The 26984-nt window shown below is 48.9% G+C and carries 14 protein-coding genes; 11 read left to right on the plus strand and 3 right to left on the minus strand.

Translation table 11 applies throughout. From position 1 onward, the window contains the following. Positions 1-33: 33 nt before the first annotated feature. The 4 genes from AC1DYT_RS04325 to AC1DYT_RS04340 all read left to right on the plus strand — a co-directional run bounded on the left by AC1DYT_RS04325 (position 34) and on the right by AC1DYT_RS04340 (position 4170). Positions 34-1617 (plus strand): SusD/RagB family nutrient-binding outer membrane lipoprotein, encoded by a 1584-nt coding sequence (locus AC1DYT_RS04325; RefSeq protein ID WP_477468422.1) that lies wholly within the window; start codon positions 34-36, stop codon positions 1615-1617. 62 nt (positions 1618-1679) lie between these two features. Beyond that, positions 1680-2504, plus strand: coding sequence for a tyrosine-protein phosphatase (locus tag AC1DYT_RS04330; protein ID WP_477468423.1), 825 nt, complete (start codon positions 1680-1682; stop codon positions 2502-2504). Between the two features lie 31 nt (positions 2505-2535). Continuing rightward, positions 2536-3513, plus strand: coding sequence for a metallophosphoesterase (locus AC1DYT_RS04335; protein WP_477468424.1), 978 nt, complete (start codon positions 2536-2538; stop codon positions 3511-3513). A 246-nt stretch (positions 3514-3759) separates the two neighbouring features. Beyond that, positions 3760-4170 carry a VOC family protein gene (locus tag AC1DYT_RS04340; protein WP_477468425.1) on the plus strand — a complete coding sequence of 137 codons (411 nt, stop codon included), beginning with the start codon at positions 3760-3762 and terminating at the stop codon, positions 4168-4170. Between the two features lie 50 nt (positions 4171-4220). Here AC1DYT_RS04340 and AC1DYT_RS04345 read toward each other — a convergent pair whose 3' ends face one another. Together AC1DYT_RS04345 and AC1DYT_RS04350 are read right to left on the minus strand one after the other, a co-directional pair. Further along, positions 4221-6032: a glycoside hydrolase family 2 protein gene (locus AC1DYT_RS04345; protein WP_477468426.1), complete on the minus strand. Its 1812-nt coding sequence runs from the start codon at positions 6030-6032 to the stop codon at positions 4221-4223. A gap of 64 nt (positions 6033-6096) precedes the next feature. After that, positions 6097-9657 (minus strand): VCBS repeat-containing protein, encoded by a 3561-nt coding sequence (locus AC1DYT_RS04350; RefSeq protein ID WP_477468427.1) that lies wholly within the window; start codon positions 9655-9657, stop codon positions 6097-6099. A 266-nt stretch (positions 9658-9923) separates the two neighbouring features. Here AC1DYT_RS04350 and AC1DYT_RS04355 point away from each other — a divergent pair, with 266 nt between their 5' ends. Beyond that, complete coding sequence (locus AC1DYT_RS04355) at positions 9924-11243, plus strand: vanadium-dependent haloperoxidase (protein WP_477468428.1); 1320 nt, start codon at positions 9924-9926, stop codon at positions 11241-11243. A gap of 248 nt (positions 11244-11491) precedes the next feature. Here AC1DYT_RS04355 and AC1DYT_RS04360 read toward each other — a convergent pair whose 3' ends face one another. Next, a complete protein-coding gene (locus tag AC1DYT_RS04360) occupies positions 11492-15481 on the minus strand; it encodes a hybrid sensor histidine kinase/response regulator transcription factor (RefSeq protein WP_477468429.1) in 3990 nt (1329 codons plus the stop codon). A gap of 194 nt (positions 15482-15675) precedes the next feature. Here AC1DYT_RS04360 and AC1DYT_RS04365 point away from each other — a divergent pair, with 194 nt between their 5' ends. From AC1DYT_RS04365 to AC1DYT_RS04390, 6 genes are all read left to right on the plus strand, one after another. Continuing rightward, positions 15676-18897 (plus strand): SusC/RagA family TonB-linked outer membrane protein, encoded by a 3222-nt coding sequence (locus AC1DYT_RS04365; protein WP_477468430.1) that lies wholly within the window; start codon positions 15676-15678, stop codon positions 18895-18897. 23 nt (positions 18898-18920) lie between these two features. Continuing rightward, the gene (locus AC1DYT_RS04370) at positions 18921-20810 is read left to right on the plus strand and encodes a RagB/SusD family nutrient uptake outer membrane protein (RefSeq protein ID WP_477468431.1); all 1890 of its coding nucleotides are present in this window, start codon (positions 18921-18923) and stop codon (positions 20808-20810) included. A 21-nt stretch (positions 20811-20831) separates the two neighbouring features. Continuing rightward, complete coding sequence (locus tag AC1DYT_RS04375; RefSeq protein WP_477468432.1) at positions 20832-21536, plus strand: DUF3823 domain-containing protein; 705 nt, start codon at positions 20832-20834, stop codon at positions 21534-21536. Positions 21537-21634: 98 nt separating this feature from the next. Next, positions 21635-23470, plus strand: coding sequence for a glycoside hydrolase family 2 protein (locus tag AC1DYT_RS04380; RefSeq protein WP_477468433.1), 1836 nt, complete (start codon positions 21635-21637; stop codon positions 23468-23470). A gap of 11 nt (positions 23471-23481) precedes the next feature. After that, the gene (locus tag AC1DYT_RS04385) at positions 23482-25545 is read left to right on the plus strand and encodes a beta-L-arabinofuranosidase domain-containing protein (RefSeq protein ID WP_477468434.1); all 2064 of its coding nucleotides are present in this window, start codon (positions 23482-23484) and stop codon (positions 25543-25545) included. Positions 25546-25736: 191 nt separating this feature from the next. After that, positions 25737-26963 carry a hypothetical protein gene (locus tag AC1DYT_RS04390; RefSeq protein ID WP_477468435.1) on the plus strand — a complete coding sequence of 409 codons (1227 nt, stop codon included), beginning with the start codon at positions 25737-25739 and terminating at the stop codon, positions 26961-26963. The last annotated feature ends 21 nt before the right edge of the window (positions 26964-26984 follow it).

Raw genomic sequence — 26984 nt, forward strand, 5'->3', positions numbered from 1 at the left:
ACAACCGCTTATAAAAACATTAAAAGAATTAAGATGAAAAATATAACAGTAAAAATAATTTCGGCTTGCCTGCTGCTGGTACTTTCGGTATCGAGCTGCCAGAAAGGCGACCTGGATGCTAACCCGAATGCGGGTAACGCCAATTCGGTTGTTCCGGTATCGCTGATACTGAACCACCTTACCGCTACGCTGATACGTGCCGATGAGATGCCCTTTGCCAGCAGCGACTATATACCTTATAAGGGTGCACAGATGCAGGTATCTAACTACGCCAAATATTGGGGTACTAACGAGGATACCTGGAGCTACAGCGCACACAGCTACGAGATTTTGAAATATGCTATCCAGCTGGAGATACAGGCACAAAGCCAGGTTGGCGCAAACAGCAAATACGCTGCCGTTGCCAAATTCTTCCGTGCGTACTCGGCAGTATGGCTTTCGCAACGTGTTGGCGATATCCCGATGACACAGGCGGGCGACCCTAACTTTTTGACCCCGGTTTTCGATACGCAGAAAGACGTGTATAAAAACTCACTCAAGTTGCTGGAAGATGCAAACGCGATCATGAACGCTACCGTAGCCGGCCAGCCCGGCGTTATATTCGATGGTGGCGATATCTTTGGCTTAACCAACCTGCAATGGCAAAAACTAATCAATACCTACCGCTTAAGGATACTTATCAGCCTGAGCAAAAGGGCCGATGATACTGCCGACCTGGGCATCAAAACCCAGTTTGCAGCAATCCTGGCAAACGTAGCTACCAACCCTATCATGACCGGCAACGGCGATAACATGGTTTACAAATGGGTAGCTTCTAACCAATACCCGCCGTTTGCTACCGGTAACAACTCTTACAACAACTTCCAAAACGTTGGTAAACCGGTATTGGATATCACCACATCTACAAAGGACCCGCGTACCTTCGTAATTGCAAGTCCCGTTACAGCAGCTGGTTTTGCTTCATTCAGCAGCTATGTAGGTGCCGATCCGGGTACTGCATTGGCTACTCTGCAAAATACTGCGGCTAATTATTCAACCTTTAACGGCGCACGTTATTTTACCAACAACTTAGGTGCAACTGCCGAGCCATTCTTCCTGGTGGGTTACCCCGAGCTTTGCTTCAACATTGCCGAAGGTATCAACAGGGGCTGGGCGCCAACACTTACCGTTACCGATGCTAAATCATGGTACGATAAAGGTATCGCTGCATCGTTTGCCAACTTTGGCCTTAACGTTAATACAAACGCTACCCTTACCGTTTCTGACGTTGGCGGCAAAAGCCTGGGCACTGTTACTACCGATACCCCAACCTTTTTGGCTAACGTAGCTTACAACGTGGCCGACCCATCGGCAGCACTTGCGCAGATATTGCAGCAAAAGTATATCGCGTTCTTCATGAACTCGGGCTGGGAAGCTTTCATGAACCACCGCCGTACCGGTCTGCCTGCATTTAGCGAAGGTGGCACGGGTTTGGGCACAATAGGCGGCAAAATACCACATCGTTGGTTATATCCTTTGGACGAGATCAACGCGAACAATGCCAATTACAAAACATCTATCGGTACCCAATATGGCGGCAGCGAAGATGTGTTTAAAGACATGTGGCTGATTAAATAATCAACATTATCATATATCGCAGGGGTTGCATTTAGCAACCCCTGCTTTTTTAATTAAAAAACATGAAAAAGATATCCTTAGTACTAGCCTTACTGGCCGGCTTTGCGGCCAACACTGCGGCACAGGTTGCAGATAGTGCCAAACGCTTAGTGGTACTGCACGGCGCAGCAAACTTCAGGGATTTGGGTGGTTATAAAACCACATCGGGCAAAACGGTTAAATGGGGCAAGGTGTACCGCAGTGCCGATATCAGCCGGCTTACCGATGCCGATCTGGCTGTGCTGCGCGATAAGAAAATAACCTATGATGTTGATTTGCGTGGCCATCAGGAAGCGCAGCAACAGCCCGATAAACTGAACCCCGGCACCGATTACGTATTGTGCCCGGCCGGCAGCGATAGCCTAAGCTATTGGTTGAAACAAATTGCCGCCGCACCCAAAAACAGCGGCGACTCTATCATGACGGCCTACTACAGCAACACGCGCTACCTTACCGAGCGTTACCGCCCCTTCTTTGATAAGCTACTTGCCGTACCCGCCGATCAAAGTCTGGTGTTCCATTGCACCGCAGGTAAGGATCGCACGGGCATAGCCGCCGCCTTGTTCCTATACGGCCTTGGCGTACCCTATGAAACCATAGTGGCCGATTATACCGCCACCAACTATTACCGTACCGCCGATAACGACCGCTCGATAAAAGGCATGATAGGCATGATGCATATGGACGAAGGTACCGCCCGATCGATGATGAGTGCTAAGAAAGAGTATTTGGATGCTACCTTTGCAGCTATTAACAAACAGTATGGCTCGGTAGATAATTTCATCAAGGACCAGTTGAAGCTGAACAACAAACAGCTTGCTACCCTTAAAGCCAAATACCTGGAATAGTTGTAACTTTAAACATCAGCACAGTATAAATATGAAGCGAAGAGATTTTGTGAAGAATGCCGGCCTAACGGCTTTCGGCGTATCGTTATTGGGCCCGCTGGAGGGCATGGCCGATAGCGGTATTACCCATTTGGATAGCGAAGATGTTGCGCCCCGCCCCATTAATGACGACGGTTACGACCTGCACTTTATGGCCCTTGGCGATTGGGGCCGCAACGGCGAATACGACCAAACCGAAGTAGGTAAGCAAATGGGCCTGTGGGGTGCTGCCAATCCTAACAATTTCGTGATATCCGTGGGCGATAACTTTTATCCTAAAGGCGTTATCAGCGAGCATGACCCGCTCTGGAACTTCTCTTTCGAGAACATCTACACCGCGCATTCCCTGCAATGCGATTGGTACCCGGTGCTGGGCAACCACGATTACCTAAGCGACCCGGATGCACAAATACGCTACAGCAAAGTAAGCCGCCGCTGGTGCATGCCCGCGCGCTACTACGCCAAAGAAATAAAGCTGGATAAGCATAAACAGGGCACCATATTATTCGTGTTTATCGATACCGACCCGATGCTGTTCGAAGAAAAGAAGGACTATGTAGCTACACAAATGGCCTGGTTGGATGAAACCCTAAAAAATGCCTCTGCAGAGGTGAAGTGGAAGATAGTAGTTGGCCATCACCCGGCCTATACAGTTGGCCCGCGCATCAAAAACTTCGATACGCTCACCGTGCGCAAAACCATTACCGAAACGCTGAACAAATACAAGGCCGACCTGTACCTCTCCGGCCACGACCATTCCCTGCAGCATTTGAAACCCGAAGGCTTTACGCATCAGTTTATCTCCGGCGCAGGGTCTGAGCTTACGCCGGTTACCACAGGCATCCCCTATACAAAGTTCCAGGCATCGGAGCATGGCTTTATGTATTTCTCTGTCAATACAGATAAGCTGAGGGTTAAGGCCGTAAATTACTCGGGCAAGGTGCTTTACGAAACAGAGCTGAGTAAATAATTATTAAAGCGACAAGCAACACAAGCGGTTACCGGGCAAGACACATCCTTGTGCGGTAACCGCTTTGTTATGAATACTCACCCCAGGGAAATCGCTTTTATAAAGATGGCGCCTACGGAGCCCACCGTACTGCAACTGTAATTTTTTCAGGACTATACAGTAAAGCGTAAAATCCTACTGACATAGGGTTGTCATGGGCAGCTTTTAGTTTTGCTATCGAATTTCAAATAGCTAAAATTTAAGATTATGAATTTGGTCTCAATCAGGATTATCACAGCAGACGTTAAAAAATTGGTAGGCTTTTATGAGCACGTAACCAATCTCCCCGCAATATGGTACACCGATAGCTTTGCCGAGCTGCAAACACCATCGGCAACGCTGGCTTTTGGTGGCACCGATACACTGCAATTTTTCGGCGGCAATGAGGTGGCGCAGGCGGCCCAAAACCGCACGGCTATCATCGAATTTATAGCTGATGATGTGGAAGCAGCTTACGCACGCCTTGCCGATTTCCTGGGCGTATTGCTGGTGCAAAAGCCAACTACCATGCCCTGGGGCAACAAATCGCTCCTCTTCCGCGACCCGGAAGGCAACCTGGTGAATTTCTTCACCCCGGTTACGCCACAGGCTATCGAAAAGTTTAAAAGCAAAGCATAGTACTTTCTGGGATAAATTTTGGTGTTTATTAAAGCAGGCTGCAAAACGTCCTACTTGTTAAGCATATAGCCCGCTCTTATCACTGCTTCATTTACCTCCTTTATCCTGTCGGTTTGCATTTTTTCAACGGCCCGGTCGTAGGTGAGCAGGCCGTTTACCTCGTGCTCCACATCGGTGGTTTGGGTGTAAATGGCAACGCTCAAGCCTTTGTATAGCATCAATTGCTCTACCTGGTTCAGGAGCAACACGTAGCGGTCGGTAAGGGCGGTGGTGGTTGCAGCATAATCATATGCATTGTTTTCAACGGGCCACATGTGCCCCCGAACGAACAGGCCCACGCCGCCAAATTCGCCCAGCGAGGCAGCGCGTTTCCCATCGGGTTTTGAGGCACAGTATGGGCCAACGTAAATATGCGTATCAACATAATCGCCGTTGAGGGGGTCGCCATAGGCCTTTTGGTAATCGGGATTATTGTTAAAACCCGAGTTGCCGTTCACCAGGCGCGATGGGTCGTACTGCTTCACCCAATCGGTAATGTTTTTAACGTCGAAAGCGCCCCAGTTCTCGTTAAAAGGCACCCAGGTGATAATGGATGGTGAGTTGTAATGGTCGTCTATAATGGCCTGCAGTTCCCGGCGGAAAACTTTACGGGTTTTCAGGGTGTCTTCGTTTGGGTACCAAATGGCCGGCATGTCTTGCCATACCAGCAAGCCCATTTTATCCGCCCAATAGTAAAACCGTTGGGGCTCGGTTTTCATATGTTTGCGGATGAGGTTGTATCCTGCTTTTTTAGTGTATTCTATATCAAACTTCAGCGCCTCCTCGGTAGGAGCGGTCAGCACGCCATCAGGCCAATAGCCCTGATCCAACAAACCTAACTGCATCATGAATTTGCCGTTGATGAGCGGGCGCAATACCCCATCAACCTTGCCCAGCTTAATATCTCGCATGCCGAAATAGCTTTTTACTTCATCGGTAGGTTTACCGTCAGCATCGTACAGGGTAAGCTTAAGGTCGTACAGGAAAGGCTCATCCGGTGTCCAAAGCTTAGGCTTATCTATCGGTAAATAAAAGTAAGTACCGGCGGCAGAATTTACCTGCGCCACTACTTTCTTGCCGTCCAAAGCCTCGGCAGATACCTTGCCGGTACCGTCGGTATTTACCAATACTTTCAAACGGTTATGCTCCAAATCGGGTAACAGGCGGATGTTTTTGATATAGGATTTGCTTACCGGTTCCATCCATACGCTTTGCCAAATGCCGGAGTTAAAAGTGTAATCGCCACGTGGCCCGTTCTTGCCCGATGGTGCGCGGCCGTCATTAGGGTCGTATGCAGCTACCACCAATGTATTGCTTCCCTTTTTAAGGAAAGGGGTGATGTTGAACGAAAATGAATCGTAACCGCCTGCATGACTGCCTGCTTTTTTGCCGTTCACGAAGATGGTGGCATCATGGTCCACAGCTTCAAAGTGCAGTATAACCTGCTTGCCTTGCCATCCTGATGGTATATCAACTGTGCGGCGGTACCACATGTTTATTTCCTGTTTCTTCTGCACGCCCGATAGTATCGATTCCGGGCAATAGGGCACCAATATTTTGCCGTTTAAGCCATCAAACGTTGCAGGCTTTTCGGGCGAAAAGGCATTTGGCGCGCCTTTGCCGCCGAGGTAATCCCATTTGCCGTTGAGGCATAGCCAATCTTCGCGTTGTAATTGCGGGCGGGGGTATTCGGCAAGGGGAACTTCGGCCTTCATGGCCTGATCGGTCCATTTGGTAGGTAGTTGGGCAACTTGCGCAGTTGCCGTTGAGCAACTGATGGCTAAAATCAGCAGGCCGGGGCATAATTTTTTGGTAATTTTCATTTCTGGTGGATGATTTTCAATAAAAACGGCGAATCCAAGCGATTAGCTGGTTACGTGCTGCCGTTTAGTTTGTAATTTCTCGCTTCTTACCGTCGAATGCGGTTATGGTTACTTTGGCCATCCTCGGCTCTAACTTAAATGCGCGGGACGACTGCGACAGGTAGGTAGAACCATAATAGAACTCTACCTTTTGTTTCTTGCCATTTTTATAGGTGATATCCGCGCAAAAATCCCCGGGATTCAGCTTCAGCCATTTTGCTTGTGCATTACCGGCTGTTTGGTAAACCTGCAGGCTTCCCTGGTTTTGGGTGGCCACGAACAGTTGTTTATTGCCGGATGCTATGGTGGCCAGCGCTTTGCCGTCGCCATTGATGCATATGCCGCTTTTTGGCATATCAACAGGTACAAAGCCGCCTTTGCCGTTGCCTTTCAGATACAGGCCCATAAACGCATCGTGCCGACCGGTGAAGGGCTCCATGCCAAAATCGTTACCGCTCATCAGTAGGTCGAGGTTGCCATCAAGGTCTACATCCTCGGCTACCATGCCATAAACGGGGGCCATCTGGGCAGCTAAAGGCATAGCCGATATACTGAATTTGCCACCACCCTGGTTTTGGATGTAACTGGTATTCATGTCGGTTGCCGTAAGTTCCAGCGCGCCCTCTTTATCCTGCGCGCTCCATAAATCCTGCATGGTGGCGCGGCCGAAGCCTTTATAGGTAGGGTACTTTTTGCGGATACCGATCACCTGGCTAATGAGGTCATCGCGGGTGTGCATTGGGAAGGCTTTCTGTGTGCCGTCCTCGGCTTTCATGTAGCAGAATATCATGGCATCGAAGGAACCGTTGCCATCCACGTCCTTGCCTATGATGCTCATAGGCTGCGTTGCGGACGCCTTGTAATTGGAGTTTTGACCCAGGTTACCGGCAATGTAATCCGTTTTGCCATCGTTATTGAAATCGCCGGCCACGATGCTGTTCCACCAGCCCACATGGCTGCTGATGCCCGATGTGGCGCTGGCATTGCTGAAGCTACTGCCCGTATTTTGGTAAAAGGTGATTGGCATCCATTCGCCGACTACAACCAAATCTATCTTGCCGTCGTTATTAAAATCGCTCCAAAGGGCATCGGTTATCATACCGCCGTGAACCAATTCGGGGCATAGCTGGGCGGTAACATCGGTAAATACGCCGTGGTTGTTTTGAAAGATGTGACTGGCCGGGGAGGTGGGGTATGCCCCCGAAACCGAACGCCCGCCAACGAAGAGGTCCAGATCGCCATCGGCATCGTAATCTGCAGCACGCACGCAGGAACCATTATCGTATTCTACAGGGATGGCCGCATAATCCCGCTCGAATTGCCCCTTGCCGTTATTGATGTACAGCCTGTCCTGCGCGGTGGTGTGGCCTTTAGGGAACTCGAAACTGCCGCTTACTACGTACAAATCCAGGTTGCCGTCGCCATTGGCATCGAACAATAAGGCACCCATATCTTCTTCCTCTTTAAACTCTTCGTTCAGGAAGCGTTTATTATCCATGGTAAAATGGCCGCCTGCGTTTTGCATAAAAAACACGCCTTTATTGCCTGCCGAACCGCCCACGTAAAAATCGTCGAAGCCGTTTTTATCGATATCGCCAACGGCTATACAGGGGCCGTATTGGCTTAGTTTATGGGGCAATGTGGGCTGGATATTGTAGTCGATAGCATCCTTTTCCTGGTGGGTGTAATTGATGCCCAGCTCCGCATTCACGGGTCTGAAGACAGGATTTGAGATAACAGGTATCCCCGGCGGGTAATTGCCCGCGCTGTTTTTGTATTGGAGTTTTACTACCTGGTTGGTTTTAAGGTTGGTCAGCAGTTGTGTTTTGCCATCGGCCCAGCGGATGCGCAAAGAATCTACATTGGTTGATGCGCCCAGCCCGAAATGCGCCAGCGCATCAACTGTACTCATGTAGCCCCGACAAGGCTGCTGGTCGTAAAATTGTTGTTTGCCCTGATAATAGATCCGGATTGTTGCCCCTATGCCGCCTTTGTTTTTGTCGTCGCCCTCCAGCGCAACTTTGAGGTAGTTATGAGCCTTGTCCACATGTGCTTTGCTGTTGAGCGTGTTCTCGTAAACGAAGGTATCATCGTTGATGTTATTGATTACCAGGTCCATGTCGCCGTCGTTATCCAGATCGGCATACACGCCACCAGTAGAAAAGGTAGGCTTGGTTATCCCCCAAGTTTTCGATTGGTCGTTGAACATATAACCGCCCTTATTGCGAAAGGCATAGCTGGCCGTTTTTACCACCGGGAAAGAATCTGCTGCGGCAAGGGTGGTGTTTTCTTTTACGGTGCGGCCCTGATCATTGGTGTAAAGGGCATGGTCCAAATCCGTCACATCGCGGGGATAGCCGTTGGTTATCACCATATCGCGGTAGCCATCGTTATCGAAATCGGTCACCAGCGGCGTCCAGCTCCAGTCGGTTTGGTAAACGCCCGCCACATAGGCCACTTCGCTAAACTGCGGATGTCCTCCGGGCAATTGCCCCTGGTTCAATTGTAACACGTTGCGGATGTATTGGTGGTCGTATTTGTACTTATCGTTATTGATGTAGGTGATGTAGTTATCGCCTACCAGCATGGTTTTTTTACGCAGGTTCTCCTCTGGCAGCATTTCCAAAGAAATCAAATCGGCCATGCCATCGTTGTTGATATCCACCATATCCGAGCCCATTACACTCCAGCCCGTGTGCTTGAAATACTCCGACGAACGGTTGGTAAACGTGCCGTTTTTATTGTTGATGTACAGGATATCGTTAGAAATAAAATCGTTCCCCACATAGATGTCCGGCCAGCCATCGTTGTTGATATCGGTCACCAAAACCGAGTTGCCGAAACCCTCCAGCAGGATGCCCGCCTGTTTGGTAACATTGCTGAAAGTGCCGTTGCCATTGTTGTGGTACAGGCGGTCGTTATTCACGGCACTGCCATCGGTGAGTTTAGCGCGATAGGCAACGGGGGTATCCTTGCCCAGGAAGTTGGTGAGCAGGTACATATCCAGCCAACCATCATGGTCGTAATCGAAGAAAATCGCCTGGGTGCTGTAGCCGGTATCCTGCAAGCCATAAGCGGCTGCCGATTCTTTGAACGTTGGGATGCTATCCTTGCCTATGCCCTGGTTGATGAACAGCATATTCTTGCGCTGGGCCGGATCGTTCTTGAAAGAAGCGCAAACGTAAATATCCAACCAGCCATCGTTATTGATATCTATGACCGATATGCCGGTACACCATTGCCCGTTGCCGCCCACGCCCGCAGCTGCGGTTACATCCTTAAAAGTTAAAGCGCCTTTGTTGATGAACAGCTTACTCGATACCATATTGCCGGCGAAGTAAACATCGGGCTTGCCATCGCGGTTAAAATCGCCTATGCCCACGCCTGCGCCGTTGTACAGGTAGGGGTGGTTGAGTATGTTGAGGCTGTCGCTTTCGGTGATGGTATTCTTGAATTCAATGCCGGTTTGCGAGGCGGGGAGCAGTTTGAAAAGGGTGTCTGCATCTGGTTTTGGGGAGCAGGCAGCCAATAAAAACAGCGCAGCGGCCAATAAAGCTATACAGGGGTTTTGCTTGCAGGTGAACATTTACAGACGGATAATTATCAAAAAAAGGTATTCGCGACAGGGCTGATTGAACTTGCTTTTTAAGCGAGGGTTGGCCTTATGCCGCGGGTAAATAATTGGTATTTAAATGTAAAGAAAACGTATTTTAAATGATGCTATTCGTCAAATAATCTCAAAAGTTAGCAGAAATGTATCGGGGCAAATAAAGCTACCATAAGAATATATATTTGCTTTATCGTTCTGAATGCTGCGCCTGCCGCAACAAACCTGATAATTTGTACCCGTTTATGAAGAAGATATGCATCGCCCTTGCGGCGATATTTTTGCTTGCGGCATGCCAACCCAAAAGCAACTGGCAAAAACTTGCCGAAAACCCGGAATTTATCCATCGTTCGGTAAGGCAGGTGACCGATGTAATGGTGCATGATATTTATTCGCCCCCTGTGGCCAGCCGCATTTATGCCTATGTTAGCGTGGCGGCTTACGAGGCCGCGGTTAATGGAGACAAGGATTATATCTCCCTCTCGGGCCAGCTGAATGGCCTCGATTCGGTGCCGAAACCCGAGGCGGGCAAACAATATTGCTATACGCTTGCGGCAGCCCATGCCGCGCTTACGGTGGGTAAAATCATGATCATGTCTGAAGGGCGGATAGAGAGTTACCATGATAAAATGATGGCCGAATTCAGGGAAACCGGCATGCCCGATGACGTTTACGATAACTCGATAGCATACGGCAAACTCATTGCCGACAGGATACTGAAATGGGCCGGGAAAGATAATTACAAGCATACCCGCTCCCTCTCCAAATACGACGTGCAGACCGATGATGCTTCCTGGAAACCCACACCGCCCGCTTATATGAAAGGCGTAGAGCCGCACTGGAACGAGATACGGCCCTTTTTGCTCGATTCGGCACAGCAGTTTAAGCCGGCAAGGGCCGTAGATTTTTCTACTAAACCCGACAGCTATTTTTACAAACTGGCCCTGGCCGTGCGCGATACCGGCCTGCACTTAACGCCGCAACAAAGCGCCACCGCTATCTTTTGGGACGATAACCCCTTCAAGGTGAATAACAACGGGCACACCATGTTTGCCATCAAGAAGATATCGCCCGGGGGGCATTGGATAAATATTGCGGCCGAAGTTTGCCGCCAGAAGAAGGCGAACTACGTGCGCAGTGCCGAAACTTACGCCTGCCTGGCCGTAACCATTGCCGATGGCTTTATCAATTGCTGGGACGAGAAATACAAAAGCAAGGTAATACGCCCCGAAACCTATATCAACCAATACATCGACCAGCGCTGGGCACCCCTGCTGCAAACTCCGCCCTTCCCCGAATATACCAGCGGGCACAGCGTGGTATCCAATGCATCCGCAGTGGTATTGGGTAAACTATTTGGAGATAACACGGCATTTACCGATTCTACCGAAGTGCAGTTTGATATCCCCGCGCGCACCTTCCCGTCCTTTAAAGCAGCCGCTGCCGAGGCATCCATCAGCAGGTTTTACGGGGGTATCCACTATATGCCATCCATCGTAAACGGGGTTGATGAGGGCCGCAGGATAGGTGAGTTTGCGTTAAGCAAATTGAAGACGCGGAAGTAGATACCACTCCGTCATCTTGAACTTGTTTCAAGACCCCATCATAAGAGTGGCCACAATGCTTAGCCGATTTGCCTGCCGTTGACCTGCCGTGTGGGGTGCCGAAATAAATTCGGCATGACGTGAGATCAAACCGTCATCTTGAACTTGTTTCAAGCCCCCATCATAAAAGTAGCCAAATGCAAAGCCGCTTTGCATACTTTATACCTGCCGTGTGGGGTGCTGAAATAAATTCAGCATGACGTTGGAGGTTAAAAACTTTTCACCTTAGCTGCCTTTTTGTTTTGCTGGTACTCGGTTGGGGTGGTGCCGAACTGCTTCAAAAAGTTGCGCCCCAGGTGCGATTGCGAGCTGTAGCCTACCATATTGGCCACCTCGTATATCTTATAATCGCCTTCTTCCAGCAGCTTGGCGGCGGCCTTTAGGCGGGTAATATTGATGAGTTCGTTTATGGTAAGGTTTGATATGGCTTTTACCTTGCGGTACAGGGTGGGCTTGCTCATATTCATGAAATTGGCAATATGCTCCACATCCAAATCGGCGTTCTGGATGTTCTTATAGATCACCGCGTTCAGCTTATCCAAAAAGCTTTCATCGGGCTTGGAGTAGGCCATGGTTTTGATATGCGCCAATGGCGAACTGGCAAAGTAATCTTTTATCTTGTTGCGGTTGATAAGCAGGTTGGCTATCTGCACCTGCAGATGCTCGGGCGAAAAAGGTTTTTCTATATAGGCATCGGCACCCACCTCCAGGCCCTCTATCTTGCTTTGCAGGGTGTTTTTGGCCGTAAGCAAAATGATGGGGATATGGCTATGATCGAAATTGGTTTTTACGCGTTTGCACAGCTCAAAGCCATCTATCACGGGCATCATCACATCAGAAATGATGAGCTGTATATTCTCGATATCGATCATATCAAGCGCTTCCTGCCCGTTCAGGGCTTTTATCACTGCGTACTTTTCGCTTAGTTCATTGGCAACAAAATCCAATATCTCGGGGTTGTCGTCTACCAAAAGTATAATCGGCTTCATAAAGTCAAAATTATCGTCGTGGTTTACCACGCCATGGTTCTCATAGTTATCAGGTGTATTCTGGAAATCGAATTCTTTATCCTGGTGAATTGGTAATATTAATGTGAAAGTATTAAAATTATCAGTAGGTTCCTTCAAAAAAAGCGAACCTTTATGCAGCTCGGTAAGCGAGCGCGATAAGGAAAGGCCTATACCTGTGCCTGTTTGCTTCTCAGATTCCTTCATCCGGAAGAAGGGCTCGAATATCCTTTCGCGCAGTTCAGACGGTATCAGGTAGCCATCGTTCCTGATGATCAGCATAAATGATGGGTCGCGCTCGTCGTGCTCGGGCAGCAGTATCTCCACTGCCGAATCGGCGTATTTGATGGCATTATTAATGAGGTTGCTGATGATTTTGGTAAAAGCCTCCAAATCCACATAGGCATACAATGGCTTGCCGGGCTGTTTTAGCTCGTATTGCAGATTTTTTTGCTCGGCCATGGGCTTAAACTGCTGGCAGGTATCGGCCAGTAATTCGGTAATATCTGTTTTTACGAAGTTGAGGCTGAAACCATTGGTTTCCGTTTTTCTGAAATCGAGCAGCTGATTCGTCAGATCGAGCAGACGGTCGGTATTACGCTCCATTATTTTCAGGTTACCCAGTATCTCGGGCACCTGGTCGGCTTTTTTCATCACCTTTTCCATGGGGCCTTTTATCAGTGTAAGCGGGGTGCGTATTTCATGTGCCACGTTGGTAAAAAACTCGATCTTGGCGTTATAAAGTTCCTTTTCCTTGTCGTTTTCCAGTAGTTCTATCAGGCGTTCGTTGGTTTGCCTCACGTTGCGGTGATAGGCCCTGAACAGGTAAAATATGCTGAACAGGAACAGTAGGGCGTACAAGATATAGGCCCAAACGCTTTTCCAAAAAGGCGGGGCTATGTCTATCTCGAAGGTAGTTTCCTTATTGGTCCAGATGCCGTTGTTATTGGCGGCTTTTACAATGAAGGTATAATGCCCCGGTGCCAGTTGGGTAAAGTAAACCTTGCGGTTGGTCTTGAGGTGTATCCAGCCCTTATCCAGCCCCCTCATCATGTACATGTATTGGGTCATTTCGGGGGCGGCGTAGCTAAGCGAAGCAAAGTCGATACTGAAAGAAGATTGATTGTAGGCAAGCTGGATGCCCTTGGAGGATATGACGGATTGCTTGAGCAATGAGTCGGGCCCGTTTACCGATATCTCTTTATTGTGTACCTGGAAACCGGTAATATAAACCGGGGCCACGAAATCGTTATGCGTAAAATGGGCAGGGTTGAAACTGATCATGCCGCGCACGCAGCCAAAGTACATAGTGCCGTCGGTATCTTTAAAGGCCGAGTTGTAATTGAACTGATCGGTCAATAGTCCGTTGGCCTTGGTGTACACCTTGGTGTTGCCGTTGCCAAGGTTCAAAGAAACCAGCCCCCCGGTGGTGGTAATCCAAAGGTTCTTATCGTCGTCTTCCAGCATCTTGAAGATGTAGTTGCTGGGCAGGCCGTTATTAGAGTCGTAATATTTGAACGTGTGCTTGCCGGTATCGTACTTCCACAAGCCAAGCCCATCGGTCGCAAACCAAAGGTTGTTGTCGCTATCTTCAAAAATGCCGTTGATGATAGAAACTTTCAGCGCGTCTTTTACTTTATAGGTATCGGCAAGTTTTTGGCTTTTGTTGTTTTTGATGTCATAGCAATAAATGCCGTCCCTAACGGTACCCACCCAAACCTTGCCGTTATGGTCTTCCATCATAGAGTAGATGAAATCTCCCGGCGGTATCTGGTCTACCAACGTAAAATCATTTTGGGCGGTGTTAAAGCGGTATAGGCCATGTGTAGTACCTACCAGTATAATGCCCGAGCGGGTTTTTAGAAAGCCCACAATAAAGTTGCTTTTAAGCGCATTTTTTGCCGCCCCGGCCACAAACAGCTTCTCTACCTTGCCTGTCTGTATGTTGAACACGTTCAGCCCGCGTTCAAAGGTGCCTATGTACAGGTATTTGCCATCGGGCAGCAGGCCGTGTATATTGGTATTGCTGATACCGTTAGATACGCCGGGATAGTAATGCGTCCAGGTGGTTTTATCGGGCGATAGCTTGTTGAGGCCGTTATCTTCGGTACCCATCCACAGGTTGCCATACATATCTTTGCATATCTCGCGCACCACGTTGCCCTGCAGGGTGTTTTTTTCGCCCGGATAATACTTATTGAACAGGGAATGCTGTTTGGGGTAATAATTTACGCCGCCAAAGTAGGTGCCCGCCCAAACGCCGCCTTCAATATCTTTATGCAGGGTGTAAATGGCATTGTCAGAAAGGGAGTAAGGGTCATTGTAATGTTTTTTGATATTGGTAAAGGTGCCGGCACTTACATTGTAGATAAACACGCCCGATTCGGTAGCCAGCCAGTACTCATTTTCGTTATACTTCACAAAATCGCGCACGTACACCTCTGTTTTATCGGGGTTGTAGATGAGCATATCCCTGTACTGGCCGCTTATGCAATCAAACTCTTTAAAGCCCTGGTTGGTGGTGCCCACAAAAATCTTGTTGTTGCCCGCGCCGAATATCTTCTCGATATAATGCGATGTGGCCCGGCCGGAATGCCCGAACATATCGAAGCTGGTAAACGTGCGGCTGGAGTGATTGAGTTTTTTTAACTCGCCGCTGGTGGTTGATAGCCACAGGTCGCCGTTGTTAAAAACGATGGACGTTGCCTCGAAGGTTTGGTAAGGCCGGTAGTTGGTTATCTTTTTTGTTTTCTTATCATACTTCATCAGCGCCGGCCCGGCTATAAACCAGCAATTATCATAAGCATCCTGTACGATGCAGCGCACGCCATCGAAACCGCCGATGTTGAGGTGCGAAAAAGTTTCCGATTCTGCGTCGTAGTGATCAACACCCTGGTCGGTACCTATCCATAAGCTGCCATCCTTATCGGGGCTAAGGCAGTGCACCATGTTATTGGAAATGGTTTTTGGGTTGGTGGCATCGTGCCTGAAGGTTTTAAAAACGTAGCCGTCGAATCGGTTGAGCCCATCTTTGGTGCCGAGCCACAAAAAGCCGCTTTTATCCTGTATGGTGGCATAAACGGTATTATTTGATAAGCCCTGCTCTACCTGGTAGTGCTTAAAATAATAGGTTTGCGCGCCGCAAAGTGCCGGCAGCCAAAGCAATAAATAAAGGATATAAACAGGTTTCAAATCAGTTGGGTTAAGACAAATATAGGCAATTGGCACAGCGGTTTTAGGCCAAAAGTACTTTGATACATTTCGACCAACTATTGATATGATTTGATTAATTGCCGCGTAATAAAAGCTTTTTCTTTGAACTTAATTTAAAGCGGGTGCTCTTGCCTCTTTAGATAAACTATTTAACCAACAATAATTACACCCTTATGAGAAAAACTTTACTCCCCACACAGGAGGGGTACGTGCGTACGCATTGGCTGTACGGCCTGCGGTACCCCAAATCATTAATCGTATTGTGTGCTGTTATCATCGGCGTGCTTTTATCGGGCAGTGCGTTTGCACAGCAGGTAAAAGTTACCGGTACCGTAACAGACAGCACCGGCGTAACGCTGCCGGGCGTAGCCGTTAAATTCCGCGGCACCGCAATTGGCGCCACTACCGATGTTAACGGTAAGTTTAGCCTCAACGCCCCCTCGGCAGCCAGCGTATTGGTATTTACCTACGTAGGTTTTGCCAGCCAGGAGGTGCCGCTGAACGGCCAAACCAATTTCAACGTAAGGCTTAAGTCAACCAACACCGCTTTGCAGGAAGTTGTGGTAACAGGTTACGGCAGCCAGAAGAAAGAATCGCTTACAGGCGCTATCTCCAGCATTACTGCTAAGGATATCGATCGCGTACACGGCGGTTCTACGGTGAGCACCGCGCTGGCGGGTAAAATCCCCGGCGTAACATTCAGGCAGTCTGAAGGCCGCCCTGGCGCAAGCGCCAGCATCCAGATACGTAACATGGGTACGCCGCTGTACGTTATCGACGGGATACAGCAGGACGAAGGCCAGTTTAACAACCTTGCCCAAAACGATATCGAGAGCATCTCGGTACTTAAGGACGGCTCGGCAGCTATCTACGGTGTGCGTGCTGCAAACGGCGTTGTAGTGGTAACTACCAAAAAAGGCAGTGGCGAAGGCCGCGTCAACATTGATGCTTACCAGGGCTTCCAAAACTTCTACCGCTTCCCCGAGGTTGCAACAAACTCTTACGATTACATGCGCTACCGCGCCGATGCGGAGATGAACATGAATGGATCGACCAACATTACCCAGGCCGAACTGGATAAATACAAAGCCGGTACTGAGCCTGCTTACCGTAGCTTTAACTGGCGCGATTATGTATTGGGCCAAAACAACAATGCGCCTATAAGCTCTGTAAACGCCAATTTTACCGGTTCTACAGATAGGGTTAACTACTATGTATCGGCAACAAACTTACACCAGTCGTCGCAATTGGGTAAGGAGTATTTGTTTAACCGCTCTAACATCCAATCGAACGTATCACTGAAAGTGGCCAACGGCTTAAAGGTTAACCTAAACATTAACGGCCGCGTAGAAACCCGCGAAAACCCCGGCGTACCGGGTGGGGATGACTACTTCCTGGCCAAGTTTGCTGTTTTGAGGAACACCCCGCTCGAGCGCCCTTACGCCAATGATAACCCGGATTACCTGAACGATATAGGCCACACCGAGAGTAACTATGCGTTCCTGAATAAGAAATTATCAGGCGTTTACCATAACGACTGGCGCGTACTGCAAACCAACTTTGGTGCAGAATATCAGATACCGGGCATTAAAGGTTTAACTGCCAAAGGATTGTACTCTTACTACGTTGCAGATTACCTGCTGAACAACCAGGAGTACACCTATAACGCTTACACCTACAGGCCTGCTACCGATACTTACGATGTTACCGGCGGTAGTACCAACCCATGGCGCGAGCGCGAGCAGCGCAAGGAGTTTGCCAAAACCCAACAGTTGCAGTTAAACTATATCAATACCTTAGGCAAAAACTCACTGGCCGCAACGTTGGTGTCTGAGCGTATAGAGCTGCAGCACCTGCGCAACTGGATACACGCCTCGCCGGTATCTAACAACCTGCCGTTGATTTATTTCCCAACTGCTGACCAATACCAGGATAGCGACAACAAAGAAACCCGTATAGGCTACATTGGCCGCATTAACTACAATTACGATAACAAATACTACCTGGAGGCTTCGGCCAGGCGCGATGCATCTTACCTGTTTGCTCCGGATAAACGCGTAGGTTACTTCCCCGGTGCTTCAGTAGGATGGAGGATTACCCAGGAAGGTTTCATGAAAAAACTGTTAGGCGATCACAGCATCCTGAATGATTTAAAACTACGCGCATCTTATGCTGTATTGGGCGATGACCGCGACCCTAACAACGCGGGCAACTCCATCGTGCCGGCGTATGCATACCTGCCCGGTTATAACTATAACACCGGTACGGCTATTATTGGCGGTAACCCGCTGGTAACATCGGCCGATAAAGGTTTGGTTACCACCAATATATCCTGGCTGAAAAGTAAGATTACCGATATCGGTTTGGATTTCACGCTCCTGAACAGCAAGTTGTCGGGTTCGGTAGATTACTTCTACCGTAAACGTACCGGCTTACTCGATCGCAGGAACGACGTGGTATTGCCTCAGGAAGTAGGTTACTCCTTACCGCTCGAAAACCTGAACAGCGATGCACAGTCGGGTTTCGATCTGGCGCTTAATTATAACGGCAGGGCCGGCGAAGTTAACTACAACATCGGTGGCACTTTCTCCTATAGCCGTGCAAAAACGCTGGATGTTTACAACCCCTTGTTCAATAACTCGCTGGATCAATACCGCAACGCAGTTACCAACCGGTATGCCAATATCGACTGGGGGTATGAGGTTATTGGTCAGTTTACTTCCCTGGAAGAAATTAACAACTATACTATAAACAATGATAACAGGGGCAACAAATCGTTATTACCGGGCGACCTGAAGTACAAGGATCAAAACGGCGATGGCAGGATTGACCAGTACGATGAAAGGCCTATCGGTTTCGGTTACGGCAAACAGCCTAACATCAACTTTGGTTTCTCTATTGGTGCTGCTTACAAAGGTTTTGATTTCCATGCCGATTTCTCGGGAGGTGCCGGTTATACCTGGTTCCAGAACTGGGAAACACGCTGGGCCTTCCAAAACAACGGTAACTTCAACAATATTTTTGCCGACAGGTGGCACCGTGCAGATATGTACGATGTAAACAGCGCCTGGATACCGGGTAAATATCCGGCAAACAGGGTGAACCCCGGCCCAAGCTACTCCAGCTACGAGTTGAACGGCCAGCGTAACTCATCATTCTGGTTGCACAACGTAAAATACCTGAGGGCAAGGACCATAGAGCTGGGTTACTCTTTACCAACTGCATGGCTTGCCAAAGTAAAAATGAAAAAAGCGAGGGTGTATTTGAATGGTTACAACCTGTTATCGTTCGATAACCTGAAATCGTACGGTGTTGATCCGGAGACTACGGACGATAACGGCCTTCAGTTCCCTCAAAGCAAAGTTGTCAACTTCGGTGTTAATTTAACTTTTTAATTAATCCCTTAAGTTTCAAACACATGAAAAAAATATCTATCATATTAATGTGCGCCGGCCTGTTAATTACGGGCTCGTGCCGAAAAGACAGCGACTTTTTGGAAGTACCGCCCAAAGCCGTTGTTGATGCCAATTTAGCGTTCTCCGATCCTAACCTCGTGTTATCGATCCTGGGCGACCTTTATAACCGTTACTTAGATTTTTCGGGCCTTGATAATGGCTGGGCATCATTCGTAGATTTCAGCGAAGCGTTCCCTTCAGAAAACGGAAGCTCTTATTTTGTACAGCGCACAGGCTGGGGCTACGGCGAGTGGGGTACCTGGGATTATACCTATATACGCGAGTTAAACTTGTTCATACAGCGTGCAACCGCTTCAACCGCGCTTACCGATGCGCAAAAGAATCAATTTATAGCCGAAGGCAGGTTTTTGCGTGCCAGCTATTATTTTGAGATGGTGAAGAGAATGGGCGGCGTGCCGCTGATTACCGAACCCTTGGATTACGATTTCTCGGGCAACGTTGCGGTGCTGCAAAAGCCACGTAACAAAGAGTCGGATGTGTATGATTTCGTTATCAGCGAAGCAGAAGCCATCAAAGGCTTGTTCAGCTCTGGTATCAATGATAAATCGAGGGCCTCGAAAGGTGCCGCTTTAGCTATGGAAGCCAGGGCAGCATTATATGCAGCATCTATTGCCAAGTATGGCGTAACTACCCCGCAGGTAACTTTAGCCGGCGGCGAAGTGGGCATACCATCGTCAATGGCGACTGGTTATTATACCAAAGCACTTGCTGCTGCGCAGGAGATTATCACCGGCGGCGGCTACTCTTTGTATAAGCAATTGCCCGATCTGAGCGATAACTACGCCAACCTTTTCCTGGATAAAAACAGCTCGGAAAGTATCTTTGTTGAAGATTTTAAAGCAAACGGCGGTAAAACCCATGGCTTTACAACCAACAACCAACCTTTCTCTATATCTGACGAAGGTTTGGATGCCGGCCGCTTAAACCCTTCGCTGAATCTTGTAGAAGCTTACGAACTGCTGGATAATACCTATGCTCCAATAGCAACTAAAACTGCAGGCGGCGCTCCTATTTATTATACTGATCAGTTGGATGCTTTTGCAGGCAGGGATGCAAGGCTCGCAGGTACTGTGCTTTTACCAAATGGCTTATTTAAAGGCAAACGTACCGAAGTTTTTGCAGGCTATCAGCTAGCTGATGGTACCGTTATTGCCAGCGGCGATGCTACCCAAACCAGGGACGTACCGGGCTTAGGTACATCTATACAGGTTGTTGGTAAAGATGGTATCGTAAACGGTGGCGAGTTCCGTACGCAAACGGGTTTCTACGTACGTAAGTACCTCGATCCAACCGTTGGGTCGGGCCGTCGTGGCCGTGGTAGCGATGTAAACTTTATCCGTTACCGTTATGCCGAAGTATTGCTTAACGCAGCCGAAGCATCTTTTGAGCTTGGCGATGCGGCCACCGCAGCCGGTTATATCAACCAGGTGCGTGCCCGTGCAGGCTTCACTATACCGCTTACTGTTGGCCAGATCACGTTCGACAAGATTGTGCATGAGCGCCGCGTGGAGCTGGTATTTGAGGGCCATACTTTGTTTGATATGAAACGCTGGAGGCTTGCCTCCGTAGTATGGGATGGTAACCAAATGAGCGTTATCGACCTGGTTACCAACATAGGCGATGCGCGCAAACGCAACACCCAGCCATTTGGCTTGTGGCCTTACAAATACTTTAACCCGGGCAACCCTAACAGCGGCAAATGGATATTCAAAGAAACCAAGCCGGCATCGGTTACCGGCGCTAACAGGTTCCAGTTGGGTAATTATTATTCACAGATAGGCGACGGTATTATATCGGCCAACCCTAAAATCGTAAGACAACCAAATCAATAGCCAAATTTCAACTTAAGAATCATGAAAATAAAGTTTCATTATATCATCATCGCGCTCCTCTTTGCAGCCACCGGTTGCAAAAAGGACAACTACGATGCGCCCTCGGTAAAGCTGAGCGGGCATCTGGTGTACCAGGGCGAGCAAGTGAATGTAGAGTTTAACCAGGTGCCTTTTCAATTATACCAACCCGGGTTCGGTTTATCGGGCCCTATCAATGGTACCTTCGATCAGGATGGGGGATACTCTGTATTAACATTTGCAGGCAACTATAAATTCACTATTTCTGCCAACCAGGGCCCGTTTTTATGGAAAGAGGTTTCGGCAGGTAAACGCGATACCGTTGCCATAAACCTCACCGGCGATCAAACCGTGGATATTGAAGTAATGCCGTTTTACTTAGTGCGCCAGCCTGTATTTACCAAGGCAGGCAGCAACGTAAACGCTACGTTCAACATCGCCAAAATTGTAACCGATGCTAACGCTAAGAATATCGAGCGGGTAACGCTGTACGTTAACAAAACCCAGTTCGTATCGGGCAACGGCGATTATAACATCGCCCAAACCAGTGTAGACGGGGGGGCGCTGCCAAGCTTAAACAACATCAGCCTGAGCGTGGCCGTGCCTACCATAGTGCCTACTCAAAACTATGTTTTTGCCCGTATAGGCATCAAGATAGCAGGGGTTGAGGATATGGTATTCTCGCCCGTTGCTAAAGTGACGTTCTAACATGAACTACCCGGGGGCCGCTTTCTGCGGAAGCGGCCCCTTTTTTCCTGCCCCTTCATTCTCCCAAAAAATCTGTTTATATATACTGCTTCAAAACGATGAAGAAAATTACACTTTGTTTGTCTCTTTTATTGTCTGCGTTTTTGCAGGTCAACGCCCAAACAGGCGATTGGCATTTAATAAAAGACCATATTACTACGCCATGGGCCGATAAAGTAGACCCAAAGGCACCCCTGCCAGAGTATCCAAGGCCGCAAATGGTAAGAGGGAACTGGCAAAACCTAAACGGCTTGTGGAACTATACCATCGTCCCCAAGGCGCAAACACCGGCAGCTTACTCGGGTAAAATATTGGTACCCTTCGCGGTGGAGTCGGCCTTATCGGGCGTGGGCAAAACCGTTGGCAAGGATAGCATGCTGTGGTATAAAACCAGCATCACCCTAAACAAGGCCCTTAAAGGCAAAGATGTGCTGCTGCATTTTGGCGCGGTAGACTGGCGCACCGAAGTTTTTGTTAACGGCAAAAGCGTAGGCACGCACGAGGGCGGCTTCGATCCGTTCTCCTTTAACATTACCCCTTATTTAAAAGGAGGCAAGCAAGATATTACCATCAGCGTTTGGGACCCTACAGATGATGGCCCCCAGCCGCGCGGCAAACAGGTTAAAAAACCTGAGGGCATTTGGTACACGCCGGTTACCGGCATATGGCAAACCGTTTGGCTGGAAGGCGTGTCACGCACGCATATTGATGCCACCAAACAAACCCCCGACATCGACAATAAGACACTCACTATAGCTGCCGGGGTGGCCAACGCACAGCCCGGCGACAAAATCAAGATAACCGCCTTAGACGGCGGCACCGTGGTTGACGAGCAAACCGTAGATGCGAACGCCACTGCGGTTTTGAATATTAAGGAGCCGAAGCTATGGTCTACCATCAGCCCTTTCCTGTACGACCTAAAGGTTGCGGTTATCCGTAACAACAAAGCGGTGGATGAGGTGAAAAGCTATTTTGCCATGCGCAAGATATCGCTGGCGCCCGATGCGAATGGCATACAGCGCATGATGTTGAACGATAAATTCGTGTTCCAATACGGTCCGCTCGACCAGGGCTGGTGGCCCGATGGCCTATACACCGCGCCTACCGAAGAGGCCATGGTATATGATATAGACCAGCTGAAGGCCATGGGCTTTAACATGATACGCAAGCACATTAAGGTTGAGCCTGCACGCTATTACACCTACTGCGATAAAATGGGTATGCTGCTTTGGCAGGATATGCCGAGCGGCGACCTGGGCAACGGCTGGGAAAACCGCCCGGGCGTGCTGGATAGGGCAACAGATCAGCCGCGCACCCCAGCATCTGAAGGTTATTACCGCAAGGAATGGGCTGCTATCATGAAATCATTGCACAACTACCCCAGCATCGTGGTGTGGACACCGTTCAACGAGGCATGGGGCCAGTTCAAAACCGTAGAAATAAGCGATTGGACCATGAAGAATGACCCTTCGCGTTTGGTAAACAGCGCCAGCGGCGGTAACTTTTATACTACCGGGCATATCGTAGATTTGCATAACTACCCCAGCCCGGCCATGCCCGACCCGGCTTTGTTTGGCAAGACAAGGGCGGTAGTATTGGGCGAGTTCGGTGGTTTGGGCTGGCCGGTTGATGGCCACAACTGGCAATCGAACAAAAACTGGGGCTACCAAAACTTTAAGAATGGCGAGGATGTATTTAAGAAATACGTCACTTTTACCAACCGTTTGCAGGAGCTGATAAAGCTTGGCCTATCGGCAGCTGTGTACACGCAAACTACCGATGTGGAGGGCGAGGTGAACGGTTTTATTACTTACGACAGGAAATTCATCAAGATGCCTGTAGAGAAACTGCACGCCGAAAATATCAAGCTGTATAACCCCGATTTGGCAAAATAAAATCTGATTGGATGAAGAATTTAAATACTACCGGTAAACTAATTGGTTTATCGCTATTGCTAAGCTGGGCCGGGATGGAAACATCCCCGGCCCAGTCCGTTAAAGCCACCGTGCTTAAAAAGATTGATAACAACGTCATAAACGCCAACTACGTAAGCAACCGCGCGCCTTTGCAAAAGGCCTACTTTGTAAAGCTGCCGGTGGGTAGCATCAAAGCAGGCGGCTGGCTGAAGAAAGCGCTGGAACTGCAGCGCGATGGCCTCACCGGCAACCTGGGCGAGATAAGTATATGGCTATCAAAAACCAATAACGCCTGGCTCAACAAAGAGGGTAAAGGCGAATACGGCTGGGAGGAACTGCCCTATTGGTTGAAAGGCTATGCCAACATAGGCTATATGCTGGGCGATAAAAAGATGATTGCCGAAGCCAAATTCTGGATAGATGCCGTGCTGAATAACCAGCGCGATAACGGCGATTTCGGCCCTTCCATTGAGCATAACGGTAACCGCGACCTGTGGACCAATATGCCGATGCTTTGGTGCCTGCAATCGTACTACGAGTACAGCAAGGACCCACGCGTTATCCCTTTCATGACCAAATATTTCCAGTTCCAGCTGGCACTGCCCGATAGTAAACTACTGGAAGATTATTGGGAAAACAGTCGTGGCGGCGATAATATCTCCAGCGTGTACTGGCTGTATAACCGCACCGGCGATAAGTTTCTGCTGGATTTGGTGACCAAACTGGATAAGAACACCGCCAACTGGCGCCAGGCCGGCAACCTGCCCAACTGGCACAACGTAAACGTAGCGCAATGCTTCCGCGAACCTGCGCAATACTATTTGCTGAGCAACAACCCGCAGGATCTGGCAGCTACGTATAACGATTTCAAGCTCGTCCGCTCCATCTATGGCCAGGTACCCGGCGGCATGTTCGGTGCCGATGAGAATGCCCGCAAAGGCTACGATGACCCACGCCAGGCAGTAGAAACCTGCGGCATGGTAGAGCAGATGACCTCAGACCAAATGCTGCTGGGCATAACCGGCGATAGTTTTTGGGCCGAGAACTGCGAAGACGTGGCCTTCAACACCTTTTCGGCCGCATTTATGCCCGATTATAAATCGCTCAGGTATTTAACCGCACCCAATATGGTGCTTAGCGATGGCAAGAACCATAGTCCGGGTATAGATAACAACGGCCCGTTTTTAATGATGAACCCCTTTAGCAGCCGCTGTTGCCAGCATAACCACGCCGCAGGCTGGGTTTACTATGCCGAAAACAGCTGGATGGCTACGCCCGATAACGGCCTGGCTGCACAGCTTTATACCGAAGGCCAGGTGAGCGCGAAAGTTGGCAAGGGCACGCAGGTAACCATCACCGAAACCACCAAATATCCGTTTAAGGATATGATAAGCTTCAGGGTAGGCACAGCCAAAGCGGTTGCTTTCCCGCTGTATTTACGTGTACCGGCATGGAGCAAGGGCGCAACCGTAAAGGTAAACGGCATACCCGTAAAGGTGGCCAATGCCAGCGGCGACTACATCCGATTGGTTAAAACCTGGAAAAACGGCGACGTGGTAACCCTGCAACTGCCTATGCAGATACAGGTACGCGACTGGACCAAAAACAAAAACAGCGTCAGCGTAAACTACGGCCCTTTGACCTACTCGCTGAAGATAGACGAGAAATACATTCAGGAAGACAGCAAGAAAACCGCCATAGGCGATTCGCGCTGGCAGGCTGGCGCCGACCCAAACAAATGGCCGTCGTACGAGATACACCCTGCCTCGGCATGGAACTATGGCCTGCTACTGGATGAGAAGGATCCTGCAAAATCGTTCAAGATAATCACCCGTGCCTGGCCGAAGGACAACAACCCCTTCACCAACGCCGGCGCACCCATACAACTGGTAGCCACCGGCAAACAAATCCCCGGCTGGACGATTGACCAATACGGCCTGTGCAGCGTATTACCGCAAAGCCCGGTAATAAACAACCAGCCCGCAACCCAACTAACGCTGGTACCCATGGGCGGCGCAAGGTTGAGGATATCAGCATTCCCGGTAGTGAAATAAACCCGGAAGGGCCTTTTCTCTTATTTGACTGAAGTAAGAGAAAAGGTTCCTACCGGGAATTTCGATCAATCAGCTTTACCCCTGTAATGATCATCTCTCCCTACCGTAAAAAAACGGTGTAATTACCGTAAATACCCCGCTCTAAGCCATTTAAGTTGTAGGTATATTTAAAAAACCTAAAACTAAATATCATGGCAGCAAAAGACAAAGGCTTCTGGGACTTTAAAGCTTACGACGAAAAAACCTGGTTCCGTTTTCTCATTTACACCCTCTTTGGGTTTTCGTTTATTTATGTCCTCCTGCACGTTATTACGATTACGTATAATGGCAACTCCAATTACGAGTATGCCCGGCTGAGCCAGGACCAGATGCAGCAAATCAACCGTATTTATATTGGTGATTCAACTAGCGTAAGTAAAAAAGACACCGTAAAAATTAATTCCGGTAAAGTCGATTCGACCAAAATTAAACAAGATACTAATAAAGTTACCGGTAAACCTGCGGCTAAAGCCGATACCGCCTGTGCAAAAGCAATTCCCAGCGACGGATCCATTTGCAACAAAGTAATGCACTATGTTGATAATATCTTCGACGGAAAAATTGACAAATGCCAGGAGGAGAAAATACATCAATTCCTCTGCGAAGCAACTCCGCGTGAAGCAACTGATTTCCTGAATGGCACACGCTTTCGCATACGTTCGTCCTTTTGGCTTATTGGCCCAAGCGTGTATTGGGAGGTTTATTTTTGGGCGATATTTGGAGTGCTCTCCAGTTTGCTCTTTTCCTTAGGCGCGGTTGGTAGCAACGCTACTTCGGATTTGGGGAACCCCAAATCGCAGTTCGATAGTTCCGAAATATATGGCCAGGTTGCCAAATTATTTTATGCACCGCTGTGTACTTTATCGGTAGTGTTTGGCTACAATTATTTTAAGGATGCCAGTATTGTTGATATTAGCTCCAGCAAGGGCGTTATAGTATTTGCCTTCATTGGCGGCTTTTATAGCAGCCGTATCATTGCCTTGATGGACCGCCTTAAAGATGTACTGCTTCCCAACAGCGGCCTCGGCACGTTACCCACACCCAATACACCTGCATCGCCAATACCGTTGGTAACCGTTAAAGTAGGCTTAGATCCTACACTGTCGGCAGATACTATAGCCGCTATTACACCTGCCATACTAAATACCACTATGGTAACCATTAGAGGCATTGCCAGTAGCAGCATAATAACCGGTACCCGCAATGCCGGAGACCCGGATGGCGTTTTCAGTTTCAGCCAGGTACAGCCCGGAAATTACGTATTTAGTGCCGATTTGAAGCACACCCCTGCCACAGGTGCCGCTATCCATTTAACAGCGTTGTTGCCACCTTCTAACTTGTTAACCTGTAACGCGCCAATTAGTATGACGCTTAAATAGAATAGTCATTAATTCCTATAA

The sequence above is a fragment of the Mucilaginibacter sp. P1_D10 genome, assembly GCF_056406215.1.